The organism is Affinundibacterium macrobrachii (assembly GCF_014652415.1).
Classification (GTDB): domain Bacteria; phylum Pseudomonadota; class Gammaproteobacteria; order Burkholderiales; family Burkholderiaceae_D; genus Undibacterium; species Undibacterium macrobrachii.
Genome location: NZ_BMYT01000004.1, coordinates 166,737 through 186,388 on the forward strand (window position 1 = coordinate 166,737; position 19,652 = coordinate 186,388).

Consider the following 19,652-nt stretch of genomic DNA (forward strand, 5'->3'; position numbering starts at 1 on the left):
TTTTTTTGAAATACCGATCGTTGGAATTGACTGAAAGCTAAGTGATCAGCAGCCCACAGCTAAGTTGGTTCGTCGTTCCAAATAACTTAGAGCTAACTTTATGCCAACTTAGAACTACGCTAACGCCAACCCACAATTCATCCAAAAAAAGCCGATTTGTTTTGAGTCTGTTGACGGCATGATTTTTAACCACTTAGTAATCTGATTGATGTAGAAAAAGTGCGCTCTATTCCTAGTTTTGTGCGTTTCGTCTGAAAGCGCCTATCCGTTTGAATCGCTTGCTTTATTGTGACTCTATCGATCTGTCTCATTAATTGTTTTTGCTTTCTTTTTTCTTGCGACAGAGTTCAATTTACAGGAGGTGTGTGATGCTAGAGATACGGAATGTCGTAAAAAAATATGGAACGAATGTGACTGCTGTGAATGATGTTAGTTTGCAGTTGCAACGTGGCGTTGTCGGTTTGATTGGACATAATGGCGCGGGCAAAACGAGCTTGATGCAAATGATCGCGACATTAACTAAACCAAGCAGTGGTCAGATAGTGTTTCAAGGTATTGATATTCTCAAACATCCCGATGCAATTCGTACACGCCTAGGTTTTTTGCCACAGGATTTCGGTGTTTATCCGAATTTGAGTGCACTCGAATTCATGCAGTATTTTGCTGCCTTAAAAGGTGTGCGTGATCCCGAGCGGATTCATTACTTACTTGAGTTGGTGAATTTAACGGAGCATGCGCAACGCTCTGCATCTGCATTTTCTGGTGGTATGCGACGTCGTTTAGGTATTGCACAAGCTTTACTCAATGATCCAGATATCTTGGTGGTGGATGAGCCAACTGCAGGTTTAGATCCAGAAGAGCGCTTACGTTTTCGCAATTTACTCAGTGAATTGGGTAACGAAAAACTGGTGATCATGTCGACCCATATTGTGTCTGATGTGGAGAGTGTTGCGAGTGAGTTAGCAATTATGCGCAATGGCAAATTAATTGGTTTCGATACACCAGACAATATGATAGAACAGGCACGCGGCAAGGTTTGGTCTTTGCAGTTACCGATTGCCGATGCCGAACATCTGCGCCAAAATTGGCAGGTATTACATGCGCAGCGTCAGCATAGTTTGATGACTTTGCGGATTGCCCATCCTACTCAACCGCATAGTGATGCCGTGATGGTCTTGCCTAATTTAGAGGATGCGCTGATGGCCCAACGTTATTCGTTGCAAGAGGTGGCATGATGCGCGAATCAATTGCTGCTGTTAAAACACCGAAAGCTGCGGTTCAAGCTGACAGCTACCAATCTCAATCAACTTTTCAGTTTAGACGGTCGTCAGGTATACGACAAACGATGGATTTATTGTTGGTATTGTCGCGCAATGAAGTGCGATTACGGATGCGCAGGCTTAGTACATTGTTTGCTGTGATGTTGATGGTAGCGCTAAGTTGGGCAATGATTGTTGATCCCAAAACAGGTTCTAGCCTGATGGCGATAAATCAAGCACGCGTGTTGTATACGAGTTCTGCATTGGCAATGGGAAGTGCGAGTTTGCTGAGTTTTTTAATGGCCTTGATAGGTTTTTATTTGGTACGTGGACGCATCGTCGAAGATATTCGGAGTGGTATAGGCGGTGTTATTGCCGCAACGCCAGTGAGTAATAGTTTGTTTCTAATTAGTCGCTGCTTAGGCGGTGTCGCATATATCTTGTCGTTGGCGATGGTCGCGATGTGTTCGATTATGGTATTGCACGCGATACGTGGTGATGGCCCAATACAAATTCTTGTTTATGTAAAAACTTACTTGCTTGTATTGGGGCCGATGGCTGTTTTTGCGGCGAGTGCGGCGATCTTGTTTGACAGCATTCCGCTGTTGATGGGGAAAGCCGGTGACTTTTTATATTTCATCGCATGGGTATTTCAAGTATCGATCGTCACCAAAATCGCCGATATGAACGCGGGTTTGATTTCAGCGTGGCTACTAGCAGATTTTAGTGGCTTGGTAAGCACCATCGTTGTTTTGAAAACGCATTTGTTGACCAATAATTTTTCACTTGGTGCTAGCACTTTTAATCCTTTGATTACACCGATTAGTCTGCCGGTGGATATGTGGACCAACCCTATGTTGTTTATGCGCTTGAGTTCGGCGGCTTTGGCGCTTTGCCTACTACTACCAGCATTTGTATTGTTTCATCGCTATTCTCCCGATAAAGTAAAACAGTCGCATGCGAGAAAACGCCGCACGCCATTGGAATTACTGAACGGATGGACGCGCCCTTTAGCGAAACAAGTACAACCCATTTTGATGTGGTCTGCCAAGTCGGCTAACTTTGCTGGTCAGATCGTTGCGGACGTCGCTCTGACTTTAGTGAACGCGCCATCTGCGATTGTTGCGATTGTGGTTTTTACCTTACTCAGCGCACTCCTTAGTGTCGATGCCTTGTCTGGTTTGGCGATTTTTTCGCTCGCATTTTGGGGCATATTAATCAGCGACATAAGCACGCGCGATTTTCAAGCCGCGATAGAAAGCATGACTGCCGCAGTGAAAGGTGGAGCAGTTCGTCGCTACTTTAGACAGTGGGTTGCGACGATGGTGCTGGGATTATTGTTGACCGGTGTGATTCTGTTTCGACTAAGTTTTGTGTCGCCTTTGCTGGCCTTGGCTTTGTTAGTTGGATTGTTCAGTATGTCGGCTGTTGCTTGTTGCTTGGGAAAGCTGACCAATACCGCAAAAACTTTTATGTCACTTTATTTGTTTGGATTATATGTAGCAACTCAAGCGCAGGGCGTAGCGGTCTTGGATGTGTTCGGATTTAATGGAGTGGCGACGCTTCAGACCATTTTGCTGCAGACGGTGATTGGCGTTGGCGCAGTGTGCATTGCTTATTTCTACACGATGTATAAACACAGGTAATTTTTATACCAGTCTTTAGGCAATTGAGCTTGGTGTTGTAGCAATTTGCTGAGTTTTTGCTGCGTCATAGTGCAGAGGGAATAAGGACCCTAAGTAGTTGATTTGGCTTAAGGAATTACTATGCGTCCTTGTCCTTCCCGCGTTTAAAGGCTAAAATGCGCGTGTTTTGGTGCCCGCCGACATAGTCTTGTCGGCAGTTAAACGGGAAACACAATGCAATTTGCATACGTGTGCTGCCCCCGCAACGGTGTACAAACGTCTAATCGTATCTACATACTTAACTGCTTTGGATAGTTAATTTTGTTGAGATTAGACCAGCCATCCTTCATCGCCACTGTGTTTCGGCATGGGAAGGTGTGATGGTGATGTTTGTCAGCCCGGATACCGGCCAAGATAAGTGAAGTATTGCGAACGGGGATGTTCGCTGATGTTTTTTCTGATTTTAGTTTTGCGAAAAACTAGTTCATAGAATTAATCATTTCAGCTGAAACCTGCGAACCAGCATTGTTTGGTTTGCTTGAACTCATTCAAATCATACTTTGTATTTAAGCACCCAACGGGGATCTCGGTGGCTTATGACCTGCTAATTTTCATCACAGGATGTGAGCGACTTTGCGCAATCACGTATTTATTATGACTCAATATTGCAAACCTATTTGTCTGGCATTGGCTGTAGCAGCCTGCTTTTCTCCATCTATTTCTGCACAAGCGCAAGACAGCCAAGCGCAAGTCTTAGTTACTGCAACGCGTCAACCGCAAGTTGCGAAAGACGTGTTGGCTGATAATGTCGTCATCACCGCAGAGCAAATTCATTTATCCGGTGCGACTAGCATCGTTGACTTATTGCAGCAACAACGTGGTATCGAGATTTCTCGGACCGGTGGCGCAGGCTCAGTGTCATCGGTTTTTATTCGTGGCGCAGCGAACTCACAAAGTGTCGTGTTTGTTGATGGTGTGCGCATCGGCTCATCAACTACGGGTGGCGCAACTTGGAGCAGTATTCCTTTGTCGCAAATTGAGCGTATTGAAATTGTTTATGGCCCTTTATCTAGCTTGTACGGTGCCGATGCAATGGGCGGTGTGATTCAATTATTTACAAAAAAATCGGGTCCACAATCACGTACTAGCTTGAATGTTGGCATGGGCAGCAATCATCTGCGTAAATACGAAGCTGGTATTTTCGGCTCGTCTGCGAGTGATTTTCAATATAGTTTGAATTCTGCTAAAGAGAGTAGCGACGGTTTTTCTGCATCGAAACCCGCATCAGGTGCCTTCACCTACAACGCCGATAAAGATGGTTATACACAAAAAAGCTTTAACGGTAATTTGGCATGGAAGCTCAACTCTGCGTTGACGCTAGGTGTGAATTTTGTACAAAGCACTTTAGATGTCGATTTTGATGCCGGACCAAGTTACAAAGATCGTGGTCAGCAAAAATTTGACAATGTTGCGAGCTATGCGAAAGCGAAATTAGCACCCAACTGGAACTCTAGCTTGCAGCTCTCTCGCAACACAGATCGCGTGTACACCGACGCTTCTTACGGCAAAGGCAATGCGGATACAAAGCAACGCGGTTGGACTTGGCAGAATGATGTTAGCTTCGGCAAAGACGTATTGCAATTTGTCTTTGAGGACAGAGAGGAAGACGTACGCACCAATACCGCAGGCATCAGTGGTAAGCGTGATACGCAGTCCTACGCATTGGCTTACACCATGAAACAAGATGCGCATTTGGCCAGTTTGAGTGGACGAGTCGATGACAGCTCTCAATACGGCAAACATAGCACGGGCAGCATTGCTTACGGCTATAAATTGTCCGATGTTTTGCGCGTCAATGCGAGCTATGGTACTAGCTTCCGAGCACCTACTTTCAATGAACTGTATTACCCTGGTTTTGGCGTAGCTTCGAATCGTCCTGAACTTGGTAAAAATGCTGAAGCAGGTTTGTTCTATGACGACAATGTGTGGCAATTGAGCGCGGTTTATTATCAGAATAAAATCACTGATTTATTGGTCAGTACAAATCCATGCCCAGTCGAAGTGGCAACGCATCGCTATGGTTGCGCGTATAACGTCAATAAGGCGACTTTATCTGGCTTTACCTTGGGCGCATCGGCGCGATTAGGCCAGTGGAATCTACGTGGCACGATGGATATTCAAGATCCGACTGATGACACCACTGGAAAACGTTTGGCACGTCGTGCCAAGCAGCACGGTAGTTTAGGCGTCGATTATCGTATGGGTGATTTGACCTTGGGTGCAGAAAGTGTGTTTTCTGGTGAGCGCTACGATGATCCAGCAAATCGCAATCGTCTAGCCGGTTATGGCATTGTGAACTTGATCGCAACGTATAAGTTGAGCACCTCATGGCAATTACTGGCGCGTTGGAATAATGTCGCTGATAAAGAGTATGAGTTGGCACGCAACTACCGCACGCCAGAATCTAACTTCTACCTTGGATTAAGCTACGGCTTTAAATAAATCAAGGTATTGATAGGATGTCTAACATCCGGTAGAACCTAGATAAGAGGACGCCACAGGTGAGAATTCAGACACAAAAACGCGCAACTAGTTTGATACTAGCGATGTGTCTGCTCGCCTTGGTGAGCATCGTGTTTGCATGTCTAATCGGCTCTGTTCCACTGTCTCTGCGCGAATTGTGGCAAGCCTTGTTTGACTTGTTGCAAGGGCAATCATCAAGCCTAGCAAGTAGTGTGTTGGATTTACGCTTGTCGCGTGCATTGTCGGGTTTTGTGACTGGTGCCACGCTTGCTTTGTCTGGGGTGTTGATGCAAGCACTATTACGGAATCCATTGGCTGATCCCTATGTATTAGGATTGTCGGGCGGCGCTTCGGTGGGCGCACTCGCGACAATCTTGTTCTTTGGTGTTGGCGCAATGGTGGATATTGCGGCGTTTGGCGGTGCGATTTCGGTTGCCGCTTTGCTGTTTATGCTCGCATACCGTGATTTGCGCGGCTCAGGTAGTTCCGAGGGAAGTGCTCCATTATTGTTATTGACTGGTGTGATCGTGGCGGCAGGTTGTGGTGCCGTGGTGACCTTGTTACTATCGATCGCGCCAGATAGCAGTTTGCGTGGCATGGTGTTTTGGATGATAGGCGATTTGTCGAATACCCAACCGCGATATCTATCGTGGCTAATCTTGTTATCGGTTGCAGCATTGATGATGAAAAATGCACGCGCAATCAACATTGCCGCCATGCACGCGGATAATGCCAGTGCTTTAGGTATCAATATTGGCCGTTTGAGAAAAACTTTATTTGTATGTGCAGCGTTATTAACTGCAAGTGCGGTTAGTTCGGCTGGCAGTATAGGTTTTGTCGGCTTGATTATTCCACATGCGTGTCGCTTTGCTCTTGGTCCCGATCATCGCTTATTGATCCCAGTAGCGAGTTTGGCAGGTGGTAGTTTTTTGGTTTGTGCTGATGCATTGGCACGTACAGTGGTCGCGCCCCAGCAATTACCTGTGGGAGTCATTACCGCCATCATCGGTGTTCCTGTATTTTTGATACAGCTACATCAGTTAAGGAGAAGATGATGCAGGCACAAAATCTGTTCAGTGCCGATCAATCGTGCGCAAACTTATTGAGCACGAAGCAATTATGCTTGTCTGTCGGTGCTAAAACTTTATTGCGCGATTTGGATTGGCAAGTGCAAGCAGGTCAGTGTTGGTGTGTGATCGGACGTAATGGAGCAGGGAAAAGTACCTTATTGCGTTCGCTCGCGCGCTTACGAGAAATTGAATCTGGCACCATTCAATTGCACGGCAAAGATATACGCGAATGGAGTTTGGAAGAGCTCGCCAAGGAGCGTGCGTATTTGTCGCAATCTCGCGTCGATGCATTTGCTTATCGCGTCATTGAAACCGTGCTGAGCGCGCGTCATCCATATCACGACACGCATTATTGGGAAACCGCCCAAGATCATGAAATCGCCTTGCAAGCTTTACGTCTACTGGACGTTGAAGAGCTGGCACAACGAGACGTGCGCAGCCTTTCGGGTGGCGAGCGCCAACGTGTAGCGATTGCCGCCTTGCTTGCCCAAGATGCGGGCTTGTTATTATTAGATGAGCCAGCCAATGCACTCGATTTAAGCCATCAAGTCAGTGTGATGCAAATTTTGGCGCGCGAATGTAAGAATGAGAATAAGGCGGTTGTGATGGTCAGTCACGACTTAAATTTATCGTATGGGGTCGCCACGCATGCCTTGTTGATGATGCCCGATGGCTCATATCTGTGCGGCGATAAAGCACAAGTGATGACTGTTGAAAACCTTAGTCTATGTCTGGCGCATCCGATTGAACGATTTGTGCACGGCGATCAGGTGTTATTTCTTCCAAGTATCCCGGTTTAAGTTAATTGCCCTAGATGGCAGAGAAGTGCTTGCGTTGCGCTAAAAGTACTCTTTTTTCTTGTTCCCAGTTTTTGAATAGGTTTATATGAATCCATCAGCCTCTCTGTCGTTGGCGCCAGTAGTCATGATTTCGGCGATTGCCTCAGGGCAGGGGAAAACGACGGTCACAGCAGCGCTAGCGCGCTACTTCACGCAGCAAGGAAAGCGCGTACGTGTGTTTAAGACGGGCGCGGATTTTATTGATCCTATGATGCTGCAACAAGCATGTGGTAGCCGAGTATTTTCTTTGGATTTATGGCTATTAGGTTTACCAGCCTGCCGAGCCATGTTGAAACAAGCTGCGCAAGAATCTGATTTGGTCTTGATCGAGGGCGTGATGGGTTTGTACGACGGTACCCCGTCTTCAGCCGATTTAGCGAATGCTTTTGGAGTACCTGTATTGGCAGTGATCGACGCTTCTTCAATGGCGCAGACTGTGGGTGCGGTGGCACTGGGTTTGCGTGACTTTGGACCAGTTCAATTAGCTGGTGTAGTAGCAAATCGGATTGCCTCTGATGGACACTTGTCGATGATAGAAAGTGCTTTGCGCGATATTCCCGTATTGGCAAGTCTGCGTCGACAAGAGCAAGCATTACCTGAGCGCCATCTCGGTTTGGTATTGCCTGATGAAGTGGGCGGTGTAGATCAAATCTTAAATCGTATGGCCGATAGTTTGACTGTCGACATGGCTGCATGGCAGGTCATTCCGAGAATGCAGTTGCTAGATGAGGATGCGCCTATCGCAGATGTTCCGCAAATGTTAGCTGGGAAACGTATCGCGATAGCACGCGACGCTTCTTTTGCGTTTATTTATCCAGCAAATTTACTGGCTTTAGAGCAGATGGGGGCGCAGCTTGATTACTTTTCTCCTTTAGCAGATCAAGCAATACCAGCAAATGCGGATGCCTTGTATTTGCCCGGAGGCTATCCAGAATTACATGCCGCAACCTTGAGTCAAGCGCATTGCTGGCTAAGCTCCCTAAATGCTTTTCAACAAGCTGGTAAGGTGATTTATGCAGAATGTGGTGGCATGATTAGTTTGGCTGAATCCTTGGTGGATTTGGAGGGGAAACAGTGGCCGATGGCGGGATTAATTCCAGGTCAAATTCGAATGCAGAAACGCTTAGCTGCGCTTGGTATGCAAAGTTGGGACACTCAGCATGGCGAATTGCGCGGTCACACCTTTCATTATTCGACTTTTGATTGCCCATTGAGCGCAAGTGCGCATACGATTAAACAGAAGACGCAGGAAAATGGCGAGGCGATTTATCAAATTGGGCAACTGCGAGCGACGTATTTTCATGCCTATTTTCCGTCGAATTATGCGGCGACCGCAGCTTTGTTTTCAGTCGCTGAGATTTAGAATTGTAGGATATGAAGTTGAACTTGCACCATGATCTAAAAGCGAAGCACGAACTAAACTAATTAAATAAATTTAACGCAGAACCAATCCCAACTCGAATCATGAATATACAAACTTTAATGGTGCAAGGCACGACTTCTGATGCAGGCAAGACTACCGTGGTTGCTGCGCTGTGTCGTTTATTGCATCGGCAAGGTGTCAAAGTGGTTCCGATGAAACCCCAAAATATGGCATTAAATAGTGCGGTGACTGCCGATGGCGGTGAGATTGGTCGAGCGCAAGCCTTGCAAGCGCAAGCGGCAGGATTGCCCGCGCATACCGATATGAATCCGGTTTTGATTAAACCCTCGTCGGATATGGGAGCGCAAATTGTGGTGCACGGCAAAGTGCGGGGCGATATGGATGCGCGTGACTATGATCAATATAAAACTGTCGCGATGTCGGCAGTGCTTGAATCGTATGCGCGCTTACAGCAGCAATACGACAGCATCATCGTTGAAGGCGCGGGTAGTCCAGCTGAAGTGAATTTACGCGCGCGCGATATTGCTAATATGGGTTTTGCCGAAGCAGTTGATTGCCCAGTGATCTTGGTGGCAGACATTGACCGAGGTGGTGTGTTTGCGCATTTTATTGGGACGCTTGAATGTTTATCTGAATCAGAACGAAATCGCATCATTGGTTTTGTAATTAATCGTTTTCGCGGTGATATTCGATTGTTGGAGCCGGGTTTGGAATGGCTAGAACAAAAGACGGGTAAGCCGGTTTTAGCGGTACTGCCTTATCTGCATGGTTTGATGCTTGATGCAGAAGATGCGATACAAATTAAGCAAAATCGAACTGGCAAATATAAGATCATCGTGCCAGCGATACCACGCATCTCCAACCACACCGATTTTGATGCACTACGTGCGCATCCCGAGGTTGATTTGCAGTTTATTGGCCCTGATCATCCTATTCCACCCGCTGATTTGATTATTCTTCCTGGCAGTAAAAATACCCGTGATGACTTAGAGTTTTTGAAACAACGAGGTTGGCAAGCCGTACTAGAAAAACATTTGCGCTATGGCGGCAAGCTCATTGGTATTTGCGGTGGTTATCAAATGTTGGGTCAAATCGTCAGTGACCCGCATGGCGTTGAAGGCAAAGTTGGCGATTCGATCGGATTAGGTTTGCTCGATATTACGACTGAGTTGACTAAAGAAAAGCGTTTGCAAGAGGTAAGCGGCTATTGTTTGTTTGGAAAAGATCAGACCGCCAAAGTAGAGGGTTATGAAATTCATATGGGCGTTACTTACGCCAGCAGCGAGACCCTGCCTGCATTTATGATTGATGCAGAAGATGGAGTGCAAGAAGAGGGCACTCGTTCGCCTGATGATCAAATATTAGGCACCTATTTACATGGATTGTTTGATCACCCACAGGCATGTCAGGCATTGCTAGCTTGGGCAGGTATGCAGTCGGATACCACGGTTGATTTGAATGCCTTACGCGAACAGAGCATTGATCGGGTTGCTGACGCTTGCCACCCTTTATTGGACGCATTGCAGCGCATCGCTTAACTTGATTCTTAGAGGCGGACTTGTTAAGTCTGTTTTTAATACTATTTCTAATCCTATTTCTATATTTCTGTTATACCTATCACTCCTATCCTCTCATCAATTACTGCCTTGTCGGTCAAGCCAATCAAGCCAAAGCAAAAGTCGCGCATCAAGGTATAATGCGCGACTTTCGATTTTTCGATGTATTTTGCCGCTAGCAAATAAGCAAGTGAGTTAGCAATTGAGGCTTGCATACATTGAGAATTGAGCGAAATTTAGCGAAATATTTGACGCTATGTTTCACTAGGTTTTTCTATGTTTCTATCTGCCCAGCTTTTGTATCAAAGTGTTTCCTTTTGGGTATGGTGCTGAACTTTCTGCACTGTCCACAAGTCGAAGCTTTATCTTTCATTAACTCTTGGTATTTATATGTTCTCTGTTCCTTCGCATTTTCGTTTGGCTTTGATTCCTTTGTCTGTATTGTTAGCTTATGGCTCGACAGCGCATGCTCAACAAGCACAAGAAGAAGCTGATAAAACGAAACAAAAGCAAACGGCACCTGCCAAGCCAGCGGCCACGCCAGCAGCACCAACTGGCGCTGTACAAAAAGTTCAAATCAGTGGTGCCAAAGGATATGACGAGCGTCGTCAAGATACGGCAAGTAAGATCGTGGTCACGCAAGAGGATATCGTTCGCTATGGTGATACCAACATCGGTGATGTATTGAAGCGTTTGCCTGGCGTTACTATCGGTGGTGTGCAAGGCCGTGGTGGTGCGATTCGTATGCGTGGTTTGGGTGCGGGTTATACACAAATTATGCTCAATGGCGAACCTAGTCCACCGGGTTTCTCTTTAGATTCGTTAGCGCCTGACAATATTGAACGTATCGAAGTGATTCGTGCCGCCACCGCTGAATTAAGTACGCAATCGATTGCTGGTGCAATTAATATCGTATTGAAAAAAGCGATCGTTACTGCTCAGCGCGAATTGAAGTTTGGATTCAGCGAAGAAAATGGCAAACCAGGTGTGAATGCCAGTTTGCAATTGTCTGACAAAGTCGGCAAGATGTCTTATTCGGTGTCGGGTAATGTGAATCATGGTGAATTTGGCCGTCCAGACTCGAGTACCGAAGTGTTTACTGACAACAAAGGTCAAGTCACTTTGTCGCGTAAATCGAATACCGAAAGTGAAGGAAAATTTCAATCTATCGGTATCTCACCACGTATTAACTGGGTGTTAGATAACGGTGATATGCTCACTTCGCAAAGCTTTGTGAATGCCAACCGCTTTACTAACCGCAATCAGCAAACGACAGATACTTTGATTGGTGAAAAGCCATTGTTCTTGGATGAATATTCAAACAATCGTTCCGACAGCACTTCTATCCGTACTAACTTAACCTATGTGCGCAAGTTAGCCGATAGCGCCAAACTCGATGTCCGTTTTGGTGCGAATTACAATCAACGTGAAGGTGATAATAATTCCAATGCAAAAGGGGTATCGCAAACTTTAGTGCGCACTTATAGTTCAGAAAATACCGATAATGGTTTCACCTATGGTGGCAAATACACTGCGCCATTTGTCGAAGATCATGCCTTAGCTGCAGGTTGGGATGGCGGTTACAGTAAGCGTAGCGATAGCAATACCCGTCGCGATGTGATCACTGGCACAGGCCCAATTACAGCGTTTAATGCAGATGAAGAATATTCTGCAAATGTCAATCGCTTGGCATTGTTCGTGCAAGATGAATGGAATTACACGAAGAACTTGTCGATTTATGCAGGTGTGCGTTGGGAAGGCATTGATACCAGCAGCAAAGGTAATACTTACGCAGAAATCAAAAATCGCTCCAGTGTCTTGAGTCCAATTTTGCAAACCTTGTACAAAATTCCTGGCAGTAAAAATGATCAAGTACGATTAGGTATTACACGTACTTACAAAGCACCAGACACAAGTCGTTTGGTACCACGTCGTTTCTTATCGACGAATAATAGTGCAACGAGCCCAGACAATATGGGTAATCCAAACTTGAAACCAGAATTGGCATGGGGCTTAGATGCGGGATTTGAGCACTATTTAACCGATGGCGGTATCTTGAGTGTGAATTTCTTCTTGCGTCGAATTGAAGACTTTACGCGCACATCGATTGTCAACGACGGCCGTTGGGTGGCAATGCCAACCAATGATGGTTTGGCGACGACACGCGGCGTTGAGTTTGATGCGAAGTTCCCATTGCGTAGCTTAATGGAAGACGCTCCAGCAATCGATTTCCGTGCCAATTTGGCGTTTAACTCTTCAACAGTTAATTCGGTGCCGGGTCCGAACAATCGTTTAGATTCACAAACACCAGTCAGTGCGAACTTTGGCGTTGATTATAAGCTCGATGATGTGCCCTTAACTTTGGGCGGTAATTTAAGTTTCCAAAATGCGGGTCCAGTACGTATCTCTGTTAATCAAAGTAGTTACGGCATTCCAAAGCGAGTATTAGACGTATACGCGTTGTGGAAGTTTGATAATAAGTCGAATGTACGCGTTGCCTTGGGTAATGCGCTGCATCAGGATAACTTCTCTTCTAGCACCTACACCGATGCTAGCGGTTCATTGGTTCGTACAAATACCTCAAAAACCAATATGGCGTTACGTGTGAACTTTGAACACAAGTTTTAATTGAGTAGTAGGTGAGGCAGTAACTTGTCTTACTGTCCCAATATGTTGGGGTAAATAATAAGGGGTAACAAATGAAAATTTGTTACCCCTTATATTTTGTACTTAGTCTGGATTATTGTTTAGCGAACTTAAGGCTTTGGTTTATCACGAGAACGGCAGATCAGTGGCAAATTTTGTGGATCAATCGTTGTTCTATCGGTGCCTTTTAATGTCATCTTGTCTGGCGCGCCAGCGTTTGCACAAATCCAAGTGATAGGCACAACTGGGGCATCAGTGACGACAGCAGGACGGAAAGTTAAAATTTTATTTTCTAAAGATTTGTTGGCGCGATTGCCAAACTTCATGTGAATTGCGCCATCTTCAACGGTCACGCTAGTCACATAGTTACTGACGATTTTTTCAGGTGGTGGTAAACCAGCGGCATTGTTATCGACTGGAAAAATTTGTTCGGTCTTCCATGCGGTTGCGATTGGTGTTTTTGCGATCTCGATTAAGGGAATCGAGGTTTCAATTTGTTCGCGAATGATTTTGAATAAGTAAGACGGCAAAGCCATCGCCGCCAAAATTGCAATAATTGCGACAGCAACCATAGCTTCTAACAGTGAAAAACCGAGAATTTTTTTCATAAGTATCGCGTAATTAGGTGAGTGTTTGAAATGCTAATGAATTTTAACAAGTTATTTGTGGCAGGCGTGGATTTACTTGATTTGATTCATTTAGATTGATTATTTTGATTTGCCTATTGCGTCGCTGATCCAGTTTGCCCAGTTTGCCCAGTTTGCAACAATAGCCAAGATCGAAATGCTTGCAGTGTTGGTAAATTGCTGTTTTCTTCGGGATAAACCAAGTAATAGCCAGTCTGTTCGGGGAGACTTAAATCAATAGGTATTTGTAATTTACCATTATCTAAGTGATTCTTGACCATGTAATGTGGAATCAAGGCCACACCTAAGCCGGCAATCGCTGCTTCGATTAACATCGTGAATAGTTCGTAGCGCGCGCCATTGACGGCACAGATATCATTTTCGTGCTGGTGTAGATCGAACCATCGACGCCAATCTTCTAATCGTGTGCTCAGATGAAGCAATGGCATCTGTGCAAGGTCTTGCAGGTTTGCTTGTTTTTTTCTGCCCAAGTACTTTCGTAATAATTGCGGACTACACACAGGAATCGCCTGATCCTCTGCCATCAAATAATCGCCTTTGGTGCCAGGCCACACCGCATTGCCAGAGTGAATCGCGGCATGAAATAACGAATCCGGAAAAAGAAATGCACTGGTTCTGGTGCTCAGATTGACGGTGATGTCAGGACGTAATTGTTGGAATTCGGCCAGCCGAGGAATCAGCCATTGTGTTGCGAAGGTTGGGATGACTGCGAGCTCTAACACGCCTGCACCTTCTTTGTGCGCCATCAACTCTAAGGTGTCGCGTTCAATTTTATCGAGATGTCGGCGTATTTTTTCTGCATAGTCACGCCCAGCACTACTGAGTTGCACACGTTTTTTTACCCGTGCAAACAAGGCAAGGCCCAGCCAGTCTTCTAAATTCGCGATTTGTTTGCAGACCGCGCTTTGGGTAAGTGCGAGTTCGTCGGCGGCTTGGGTAAAGCTCTGCAAGCGAGCAGCCGCCTCAAAAACAAGCAAGGCATTTAAGCTAGGAACTTTGCGACGCATAATATGTATTCCATTTTTTCACTAAGTATTGATTTTAACTCCTTTGAACTGCTGCGCCAATTTGTCTACAGTAATGTGAATATTGAATGAAGAAATCTATCACCATAGGCGACATACTCATGAATAGCAATTTGATGCATTTGCTGGAACAACAATTAGGTCAAACCCAAGCTTTAGCACTCGTAAATTTAATGCATATTCCAATACGATTTTCTCGCTGCGAGATTGATAAAGTATCTCGCGCAGAATTAGCGCAGGCTTTGAATATGTTGTTGTTTCATGGTGTATTACAACGTGTTCCTAGCGGTCAACAATACACGCAAGAGATCGCTTCGCGAGGTGAGCGCGTGATGCTAGATCACGGTGCTTTACGCACGGTACGTTGGTTTGATGCTGGGCGCTTACCTGCGGGTGAAGTCGCCATCACTAGAATTTTGCGGCCGCTTGGCTATGTATTAAATGGTGTTTATCCATTAGAAAAACTCAAAATGACTGGGCGCTCTTACGCGCATCTTGATGATCCTGAAAATATTTCTCAATTCTTTGTCAGTGAATTGCATCCAGAACGATTTTCCACGGCGTTTCAACAAGCTGTTAGCCGAGTGATAGGGACGTCGATAGATCCGCTCACATCCACTGCGATAACTTTGTTGCATGAACTTGAACGTGATGGCCATTTGCAGCTGGCGCAAGCGCTAGATTTAATGCCGGTCTTATTGGCTTGTTTTGCACGGCAACATGGCGCGCCAACTGTAGTGGACTATGAATTGCTGCTCACAGAATCAGCCGAAATGGCATGGATCGCAACCGAAGGGAACGTCTTTAATCATGCGACGGATCGTGTTGCAGACGTGATCGCGGTAAGTGAAGCGCAGAAGAAATTAGGGCGTCCGATTAAAGAGAAAGTCGAAATTTCTGCTTCTGGTCGCGTACGCCAAACGGCGTTTAAAGCGGACTTAGTTGAGCGTGAATTGATTGATGCGGATGGTCGAACAATTCTTAAAAAAGTGCCGGGATCGTTTTATGAATTGATTAGTCGTGACACGATTCCTGACACCAATCCAGCGCGTTTAGATCTTGGATTTGATACTAGCAATGCACAGGGTATTTTTAAAATGACAGCAAACTCGAATGTTGTAAGTCATACCGAGGCTTGATTGTGAATGATATGTCCTCATCAAATACGCTAGCCATGACGCTGCACGAAAACTCACTATTCGTTAAGTTAAAAAACCTCTTGGGCGAGATTGGATTTCTATCTGATCCCGTTGATTGTCGACCATATTGTCGAGGTGCTCGTTATGGTCAAGGCGATAGCTTGGCGGTATTGCGACCAGATAGCCACGAACAGGTCGTTGAGATTGTGCGTTTGTGTCGCGAACATCATCAAGCGCTAGTTTTGCAAGGCGCGAATACGGGCTTGGTTGCTGCGAGCACGCCAGATGGAAGCGGGCGATTTTTGGTGTTGAGTCTGGAGCGCTTGAAAAAATATATTGCGATCGATGTCGTCAATCGCTCTGTTGAGGTGGACGCAGGTTTGTGTTTGCATGAGTTAAATCAGGCATTAGAGGAACATGGATTATTTTTTCCTATTGACCTCGCTGCCAATCCTTCCGTTGGCGGCATGATTGCTGCAAATACCGGTGGTGCAAAGTTGATTAAGTATGGTGATGTTAGGCAAAATTTGCTTGGCTTACGCGCTGTACTGATGGAACCTGCGGGGCAAGTATTAGATTTGCGTCATGCTTTGCGCAAGAATAATACAGGCCCTGATTTGAAGCACTTGTTTGTTGGCAGTAGCGGCAGCTTTGGTGTGATAACGCGTGCTGTGTTACAGGTTCATTATTTGCCAAAACAAACTGCAGTGGCCTTAGTCGTGCCGCGTGATCAGTCTGCGGTGTTGGAATTATTGCAGGTGTTAGAACGCGATTGTGGTGAGTATTTATCTGCCTATGAAGGCATATCAGGTGCCGCTCTGGATGCGGTCTTGCGCCATGTGCCTGCTATTACCCAGCCATTTCATCCTGAACCCTGTCCGGAATATTGTGTATTGATCGAGCTCAGTAGCCGTGCTGATGCATCTACCGGTTTAGATCTCAATGCACTATTAAGCACTTGTTTGGAGAAGTTGTTTGGGACAGTAGTAGAAAATGCCGTCATTGGTCGAGCGAAAGATCTTTGGCGGATTCGCCATGCAATCAGCGAGGCGCTAAGACATGAAGGGCGCGTGATCGCTTTTGATATTTCTATGCCACGTTCGAATTTAGTTGATTATCGGGCGCAAGCTTTGCAACTGATCGATGCGCACTATCCATGGATACGTGTGATGGACTTTGGACATTGGGCTGATGGTGGCTGTCATTTCAATTTGGTGTGGCCAAGTGATGCCGCAGAAGGATTCTCGGATCGCATTGTTCAACAAATTCGTGATCAAATATATGACTTAGTGGTGTTGCGTCATCAAGGCAGTTTTAGTGCCGAGCATGGCGTCGGTCCATACAATCAAATGTATTATCAGCGTTATACATCGCCGATGCAAAAACATTTATCTGGGCAAATTCAGGGATTGCTTGATCCAGAAAATCTATTGGGGCTTTGTCGCTTCGGGGAATGATTTGGTGATTGATTAAGTTTTTGCACTTCCGTCTTGGATTGGTTTAAACAGTTTTCTATTTGCTTATCTATTCATTGTGCTTGCATAGGGTTATGATGCGCAGGGCGCAATTTGACTGTTCCGTATGTGATGCAGTTTGGGCGCTGAATTTCGTAGAATAAATAGAAAAGGACATCATGAAACTGAAACTGAACGCGGTCTTGAGCGCGCTTTCTTGTGCGCTGACTTGTACTCTGATTTGTGCGCCAACGACGCTACTGGCGCAGCAAGCGAATGCCACTAACCCAAGTGCTGGCAACAAAAAGACATTTACCATTACCCATGAAGCGCAACGCACTGCGGCCAAAGACCAAGCGCGTACTAACACTTGCTGGAATTTTGCAACCGCTTCTTTTATGGAAAGTGAAGTGGCGCGTCAGGGCGGCAAATTAATTGAGTTATCGGAGGTCTTTGGCGTTCGTCATGCTTATCCACTTAAGGCTGATGCGTATTTGCGCGTACAAGGTAAAGCGACGTTTTGGGAAGGCGGTAACAATCACGATGCGATGGAAATGTTGCGTCGTTATGGCGCTGTTCCGAAAGTGAATTACACCGGTTTAAAGGAAGGTGAAACACGCCTAGATCATGCCGAATTAGCATTGACCACGAAGGCATTTTTAGACGCGGTGATTAAGTCGGGCCGACCAAGCAAATCTTGGCGCGCTGCGTTTGAAGGAATTTTAGATGCCTACATCGGAAAGCCACCAGCGAATTTCGTCTACGAAGGAAAGCTACACACACCACAATCCTTCCGCGACCAAGTTTTGAAACTTAACCCAGATGATTATGTCGAAGTGACTAGTTTTAGTCATCATCCGTTTTATCAGCGTATGCGCTTAGAAATTCCTGATAATTGGTCACATGATAGCCGCTTCTTGAACGTACCTATCGACGATATGGAAAGAATCATGACTAATGCCTTGACCAATGGCTACACCATTTCTTGGGGTGGTGATATAAGTGAAAAAGGCTTTAATGTGAAAGAAGGCTTTGCTGTATTAGACGATGAAGCGAAAGACGTGACACAGAATGCAAGACAAGAAGCGTTTGACGATTGGCGCAGTACAGATGATCACAGTATGCATATCGTTGGCATGAGCAAAGATGATCAAGGTAAATCCTACTTCTTAACGAAAAATAGTTACGGTACCAGTAGCGGTCCGTTTGAAGGTCATTTGCACATGAGTAAAAACTATATCCGCATGAAGACCATATATTTTATGGTACACAAGCAAGCTATCCCTGAGGATATTCGTCGTAAAGCTGGATTGAAGTAATGTCGAATTGAAGTACATGTTCGCTTGACACGGTGATGTTAGATCATCGTGTCAAGCGAAGTATCGAGGTAACACTGAAACCCATAGTTCGACTAAAATGCTTTTAATCTTATGCGTTGAGTGTGATTGCTTAGTCGAATCATGCTTAGCGTCATCGATGAAAAAATCATCTCTCTTGAATAAGGAAAATAAAAATGAAAAAAGTAATTTCTGGCCTAGGCATCGTGTTCGCGACCATTAGTTTAAGCGCATGTATTTCGGTTAGCGAAAGCAATCTAGAAAGCGGCAAACAAATTTCTATCATGTCGCAACAAGCGATTGCCACTTGTGGACAAGGTAATGTCGACACGGTATCGACTTCTAGTTTTAAATGTAAATCACAAAGCACGCGCTAAGTAGGTTTGTAGGTGCGTAGGCACGTACGAGATTGTTCAATTTTAAATGGCTTGCCACTAGATCCTAGATTGCAAACCGATAGCAGCTTAAATGAGCGCCAAATTAAATGAGCACCAAATGCTTGAAGCAAGACTTGGTGCTTTTTTCTTTAGTAGGAAGAAATCATGTCTAAGAACTCGACGGTTGATGCAAATTATCGGTTTATCGCGGCCTATCAAGAAGTCAATGCACGGATATCTCAACGTCAACATGCCTTAGCATTGTATGTGACACTAGTCGTCAGTTTGTTGGCGGCTTTGGTTGCCTTGAAGTCGAATGAAAGTAAAGGCGAAGTGCCGGTGGAATGGCTGATGTTAGGCTTTCCAGTCGCGTCGCTAAGCTTAGCGTTTCTTAATTATAAAGCGGAACGCGCGATCACGAATTTACGTCGCTTTTTATCTGCGTTAGAACAATTGGGCGATGCGCATGAAACTTTGCCGAGTTATAACACGCATCAAAAATGGGCAAGTGGCGCAAACAAAGCGCGACGCTTTCATGATTATGCCTCTGCTGTGCTGGTTGCTGGTGGCAACTTAATCGGGCTTGGCGCGGTCATGCGTATTTATCCTTCGCGTATTGGTGATACCTCAATCGCATTTTGGGTATCGGTTTTCATTACGGTGATTTCAGTATTGACGATTCTATTGAGCCCACAATGGAGCTTTAAACCCGAGGAAACGGCATAAAACCGATTGTTGTTATAGAAGGCGACAATTTTTGCGTTTGGGTTG

The 19,652-nt window shown here is 45.5% G+C and carries 15 protein-coding genes and 1 riboswitch; of the genes, 13 read left to right on the plus strand and 2 right to left on the minus strand.

Annotation, left to right across the window (positions count from 1 at the left end):
- Positions 1 to 368: 368 nt before the first annotated feature.
- The 8 genes from IE103_RS12755 (at position 369) to IE103_RS12790 (ending at position 12,884) form a co-directional block, all read left to right on the plus strand.
- A complete protein-coding gene (locus IE103_RS12755) occupies positions 369 to 1,235 on the plus strand; it encodes an ABC transporter ATP-binding protein (protein WP_189346519.1) in 867 nt (288 codons plus the stop codon).
- Positions 1,232 to 2,905 carry a hypothetical protein gene (locus IE103_RS12760; RefSeq protein ID WP_189346520.1) on the plus strand — a complete coding sequence of 558 codons (1,674 nt, stop codon included), beginning with the start codon at positions 1,232 to 1,234 and terminating at the stop codon, positions 2,903 to 2,905. Before IE103_RS12755 ends, IE103_RS12760 begins: the two co-directional genes overlap by 4 nt.
- A 150-nt stretch (positions 2,906 to 3,055) precedes the next feature.
- Positions 3,056 to 3,312: riboswitch (cobalamin riboswitch) on the plus strand.
- A 226-nt stretch (positions 3,313 to 3,538) separates the two neighbouring features.
- On the plus strand, positions 3,539 to 5,386 hold the full coding sequence (locus IE103_RS12765; protein WP_189346521.1) for a TonB-dependent receptor domain-containing protein: 1,848 nt from the start codon (positions 3,539 to 3,541) through the stop codon (positions 5,384 to 5,386).
- A gap of 104 nt (positions 5,387 to 5,490) precedes the next feature.
- Positions 5,491 to 6,462: a FecCD family ABC transporter permease gene (locus tag IE103_RS12770; RefSeq protein ID WP_189346755.1), complete on the plus strand. Its 972-nt coding sequence runs from the start codon at positions 5,491 to 5,493 to the stop codon at positions 6,460 to 6,462.
- Positions 6,459 to 7,277, plus strand: a complete 819-nt coding sequence (locus tag IE103_RS12775; RefSeq protein ID WP_229827270.1) for an ABC transporter ATP-binding protein — start codon at positions 6,459 to 6,461, stop codon at positions 7,275 to 7,277. Before IE103_RS12770 ends, IE103_RS12775 begins: the two co-directional genes overlap by 4 nt.
- An 85-nt stretch (positions 7,278 to 7,362) precedes the next feature.
- Positions 7,363 to 8,679: a cobyrinate a,c-diamide synthase gene (locus IE103_RS12780; RefSeq protein WP_189346522.1), complete on the plus strand. Its 1,317-nt coding sequence runs from the start codon at positions 7,363 to 7,365 to the stop codon at positions 8,677 to 8,679.
- Positions 8,680 to 8,780: 101 nt separating this feature from the next.
- Complete coding sequence (locus tag IE103_RS12785; protein WP_229827271.1) at positions 8,781 to 10,238, plus strand: cobyric acid synthase; 1,458 nt, start codon at positions 8,781 to 8,783, stop codon at positions 10,236 to 10,238.
- A 408-nt stretch (positions 10,239 to 10,646) separates the two neighbouring features.
- The gene (locus IE103_RS12790; protein WP_189346523.1) at positions 10,647 to 12,884 is read left to right on the plus strand and encodes a TonB-dependent receptor plug domain-containing protein; all 2,238 of its coding nucleotides are present in this window, start codon (positions 10,647 to 10,649) and stop codon (positions 12,882 to 12,884) included.
- Positions 12,885 to 13,012: 128 nt separating this feature from the next.
- Here IE103_RS12790 and IE103_RS12795 read toward each other — a convergent pair whose 3' ends face one another.
- Together IE103_RS12795 and IE103_RS12800 are read right to left on the minus strand one after the other, a co-directional pair.
- Positions 13,013 to 13,510 carry a pilin gene (locus tag IE103_RS12795; RefSeq protein ID WP_189346524.1) on the minus strand — a complete coding sequence of 166 codons (498 nt, stop codon included), beginning with the start codon at positions 13,508 to 13,510 and terminating at the stop codon, positions 13,013 to 13,015.
- 113 nt (positions 13,511 to 13,623) lie between these two features.
- On the minus strand, positions 13,624 to 14,556 hold the full coding sequence (locus IE103_RS12800) for a LysR substrate-binding domain-containing protein (RefSeq protein WP_189346525.1): 933 nt from the start codon (positions 14,554 to 14,556) through the stop codon (positions 13,624 to 13,626).
- A 119-nt stretch (positions 14,557 to 14,675) separates the two neighbouring features.
- Here IE103_RS12800 and IE103_RS12805 point away from each other — a divergent pair, with 119 nt between their 5' ends.
- The 5 genes from IE103_RS12805 (at position 14,676) to IE103_RS12825 (ending at position 19,607) form a co-directional block, all read left to right on the plus strand.
- Positions 14,676 to 15,713, plus strand: coding sequence for a DUF1338 domain-containing protein (locus tag IE103_RS12805; protein WP_189346758.1), 1,038 nt, complete (start codon positions 14,676 to 14,678; stop codon positions 15,711 to 15,713).
- An 11-nt stretch (positions 15,714 to 15,724) separates the two neighbouring features.
- On the plus strand, positions 15,725 to 17,170 hold the full coding sequence (locus IE103_RS12810) for an FAD-binding oxidoreductase (RefSeq protein ID WP_229827272.1): 1,446 nt from the start codon (positions 15,725 to 15,727) through the stop codon (positions 17,168 to 17,170).
- 176 nt (positions 17,171 to 17,346) lie between these two features.
- Positions 17,347 to 18,486 (plus strand): C1 family peptidase, encoded by a 1,140-nt coding sequence (locus IE103_RS12815; protein WP_189346526.1) that lies wholly within the window; start codon positions 17,347 to 17,349, stop codon positions 18,484 to 18,486.
- Positions 18,487 to 18,680: 194 nt separating this feature from the next.
- Entirely contained in the window at positions 18,681 to 18,881 is a 201-nt protein-coding gene (locus IE103_RS12820) for a hypothetical protein (RefSeq protein WP_189346527.1), read from the plus strand.
- A 165-nt stretch (positions 18,882 to 19,046) separates the two neighbouring features.
- Positions 19,047 to 19,607, plus strand: coding sequence for a hypothetical protein (locus IE103_RS12825; protein WP_189346528.1), 561 nt, complete (start codon positions 19,047 to 19,049; stop codon positions 19,605 to 19,607).
- Positions 19,608 to 19,652 lie beyond the last annotated feature (45 nt).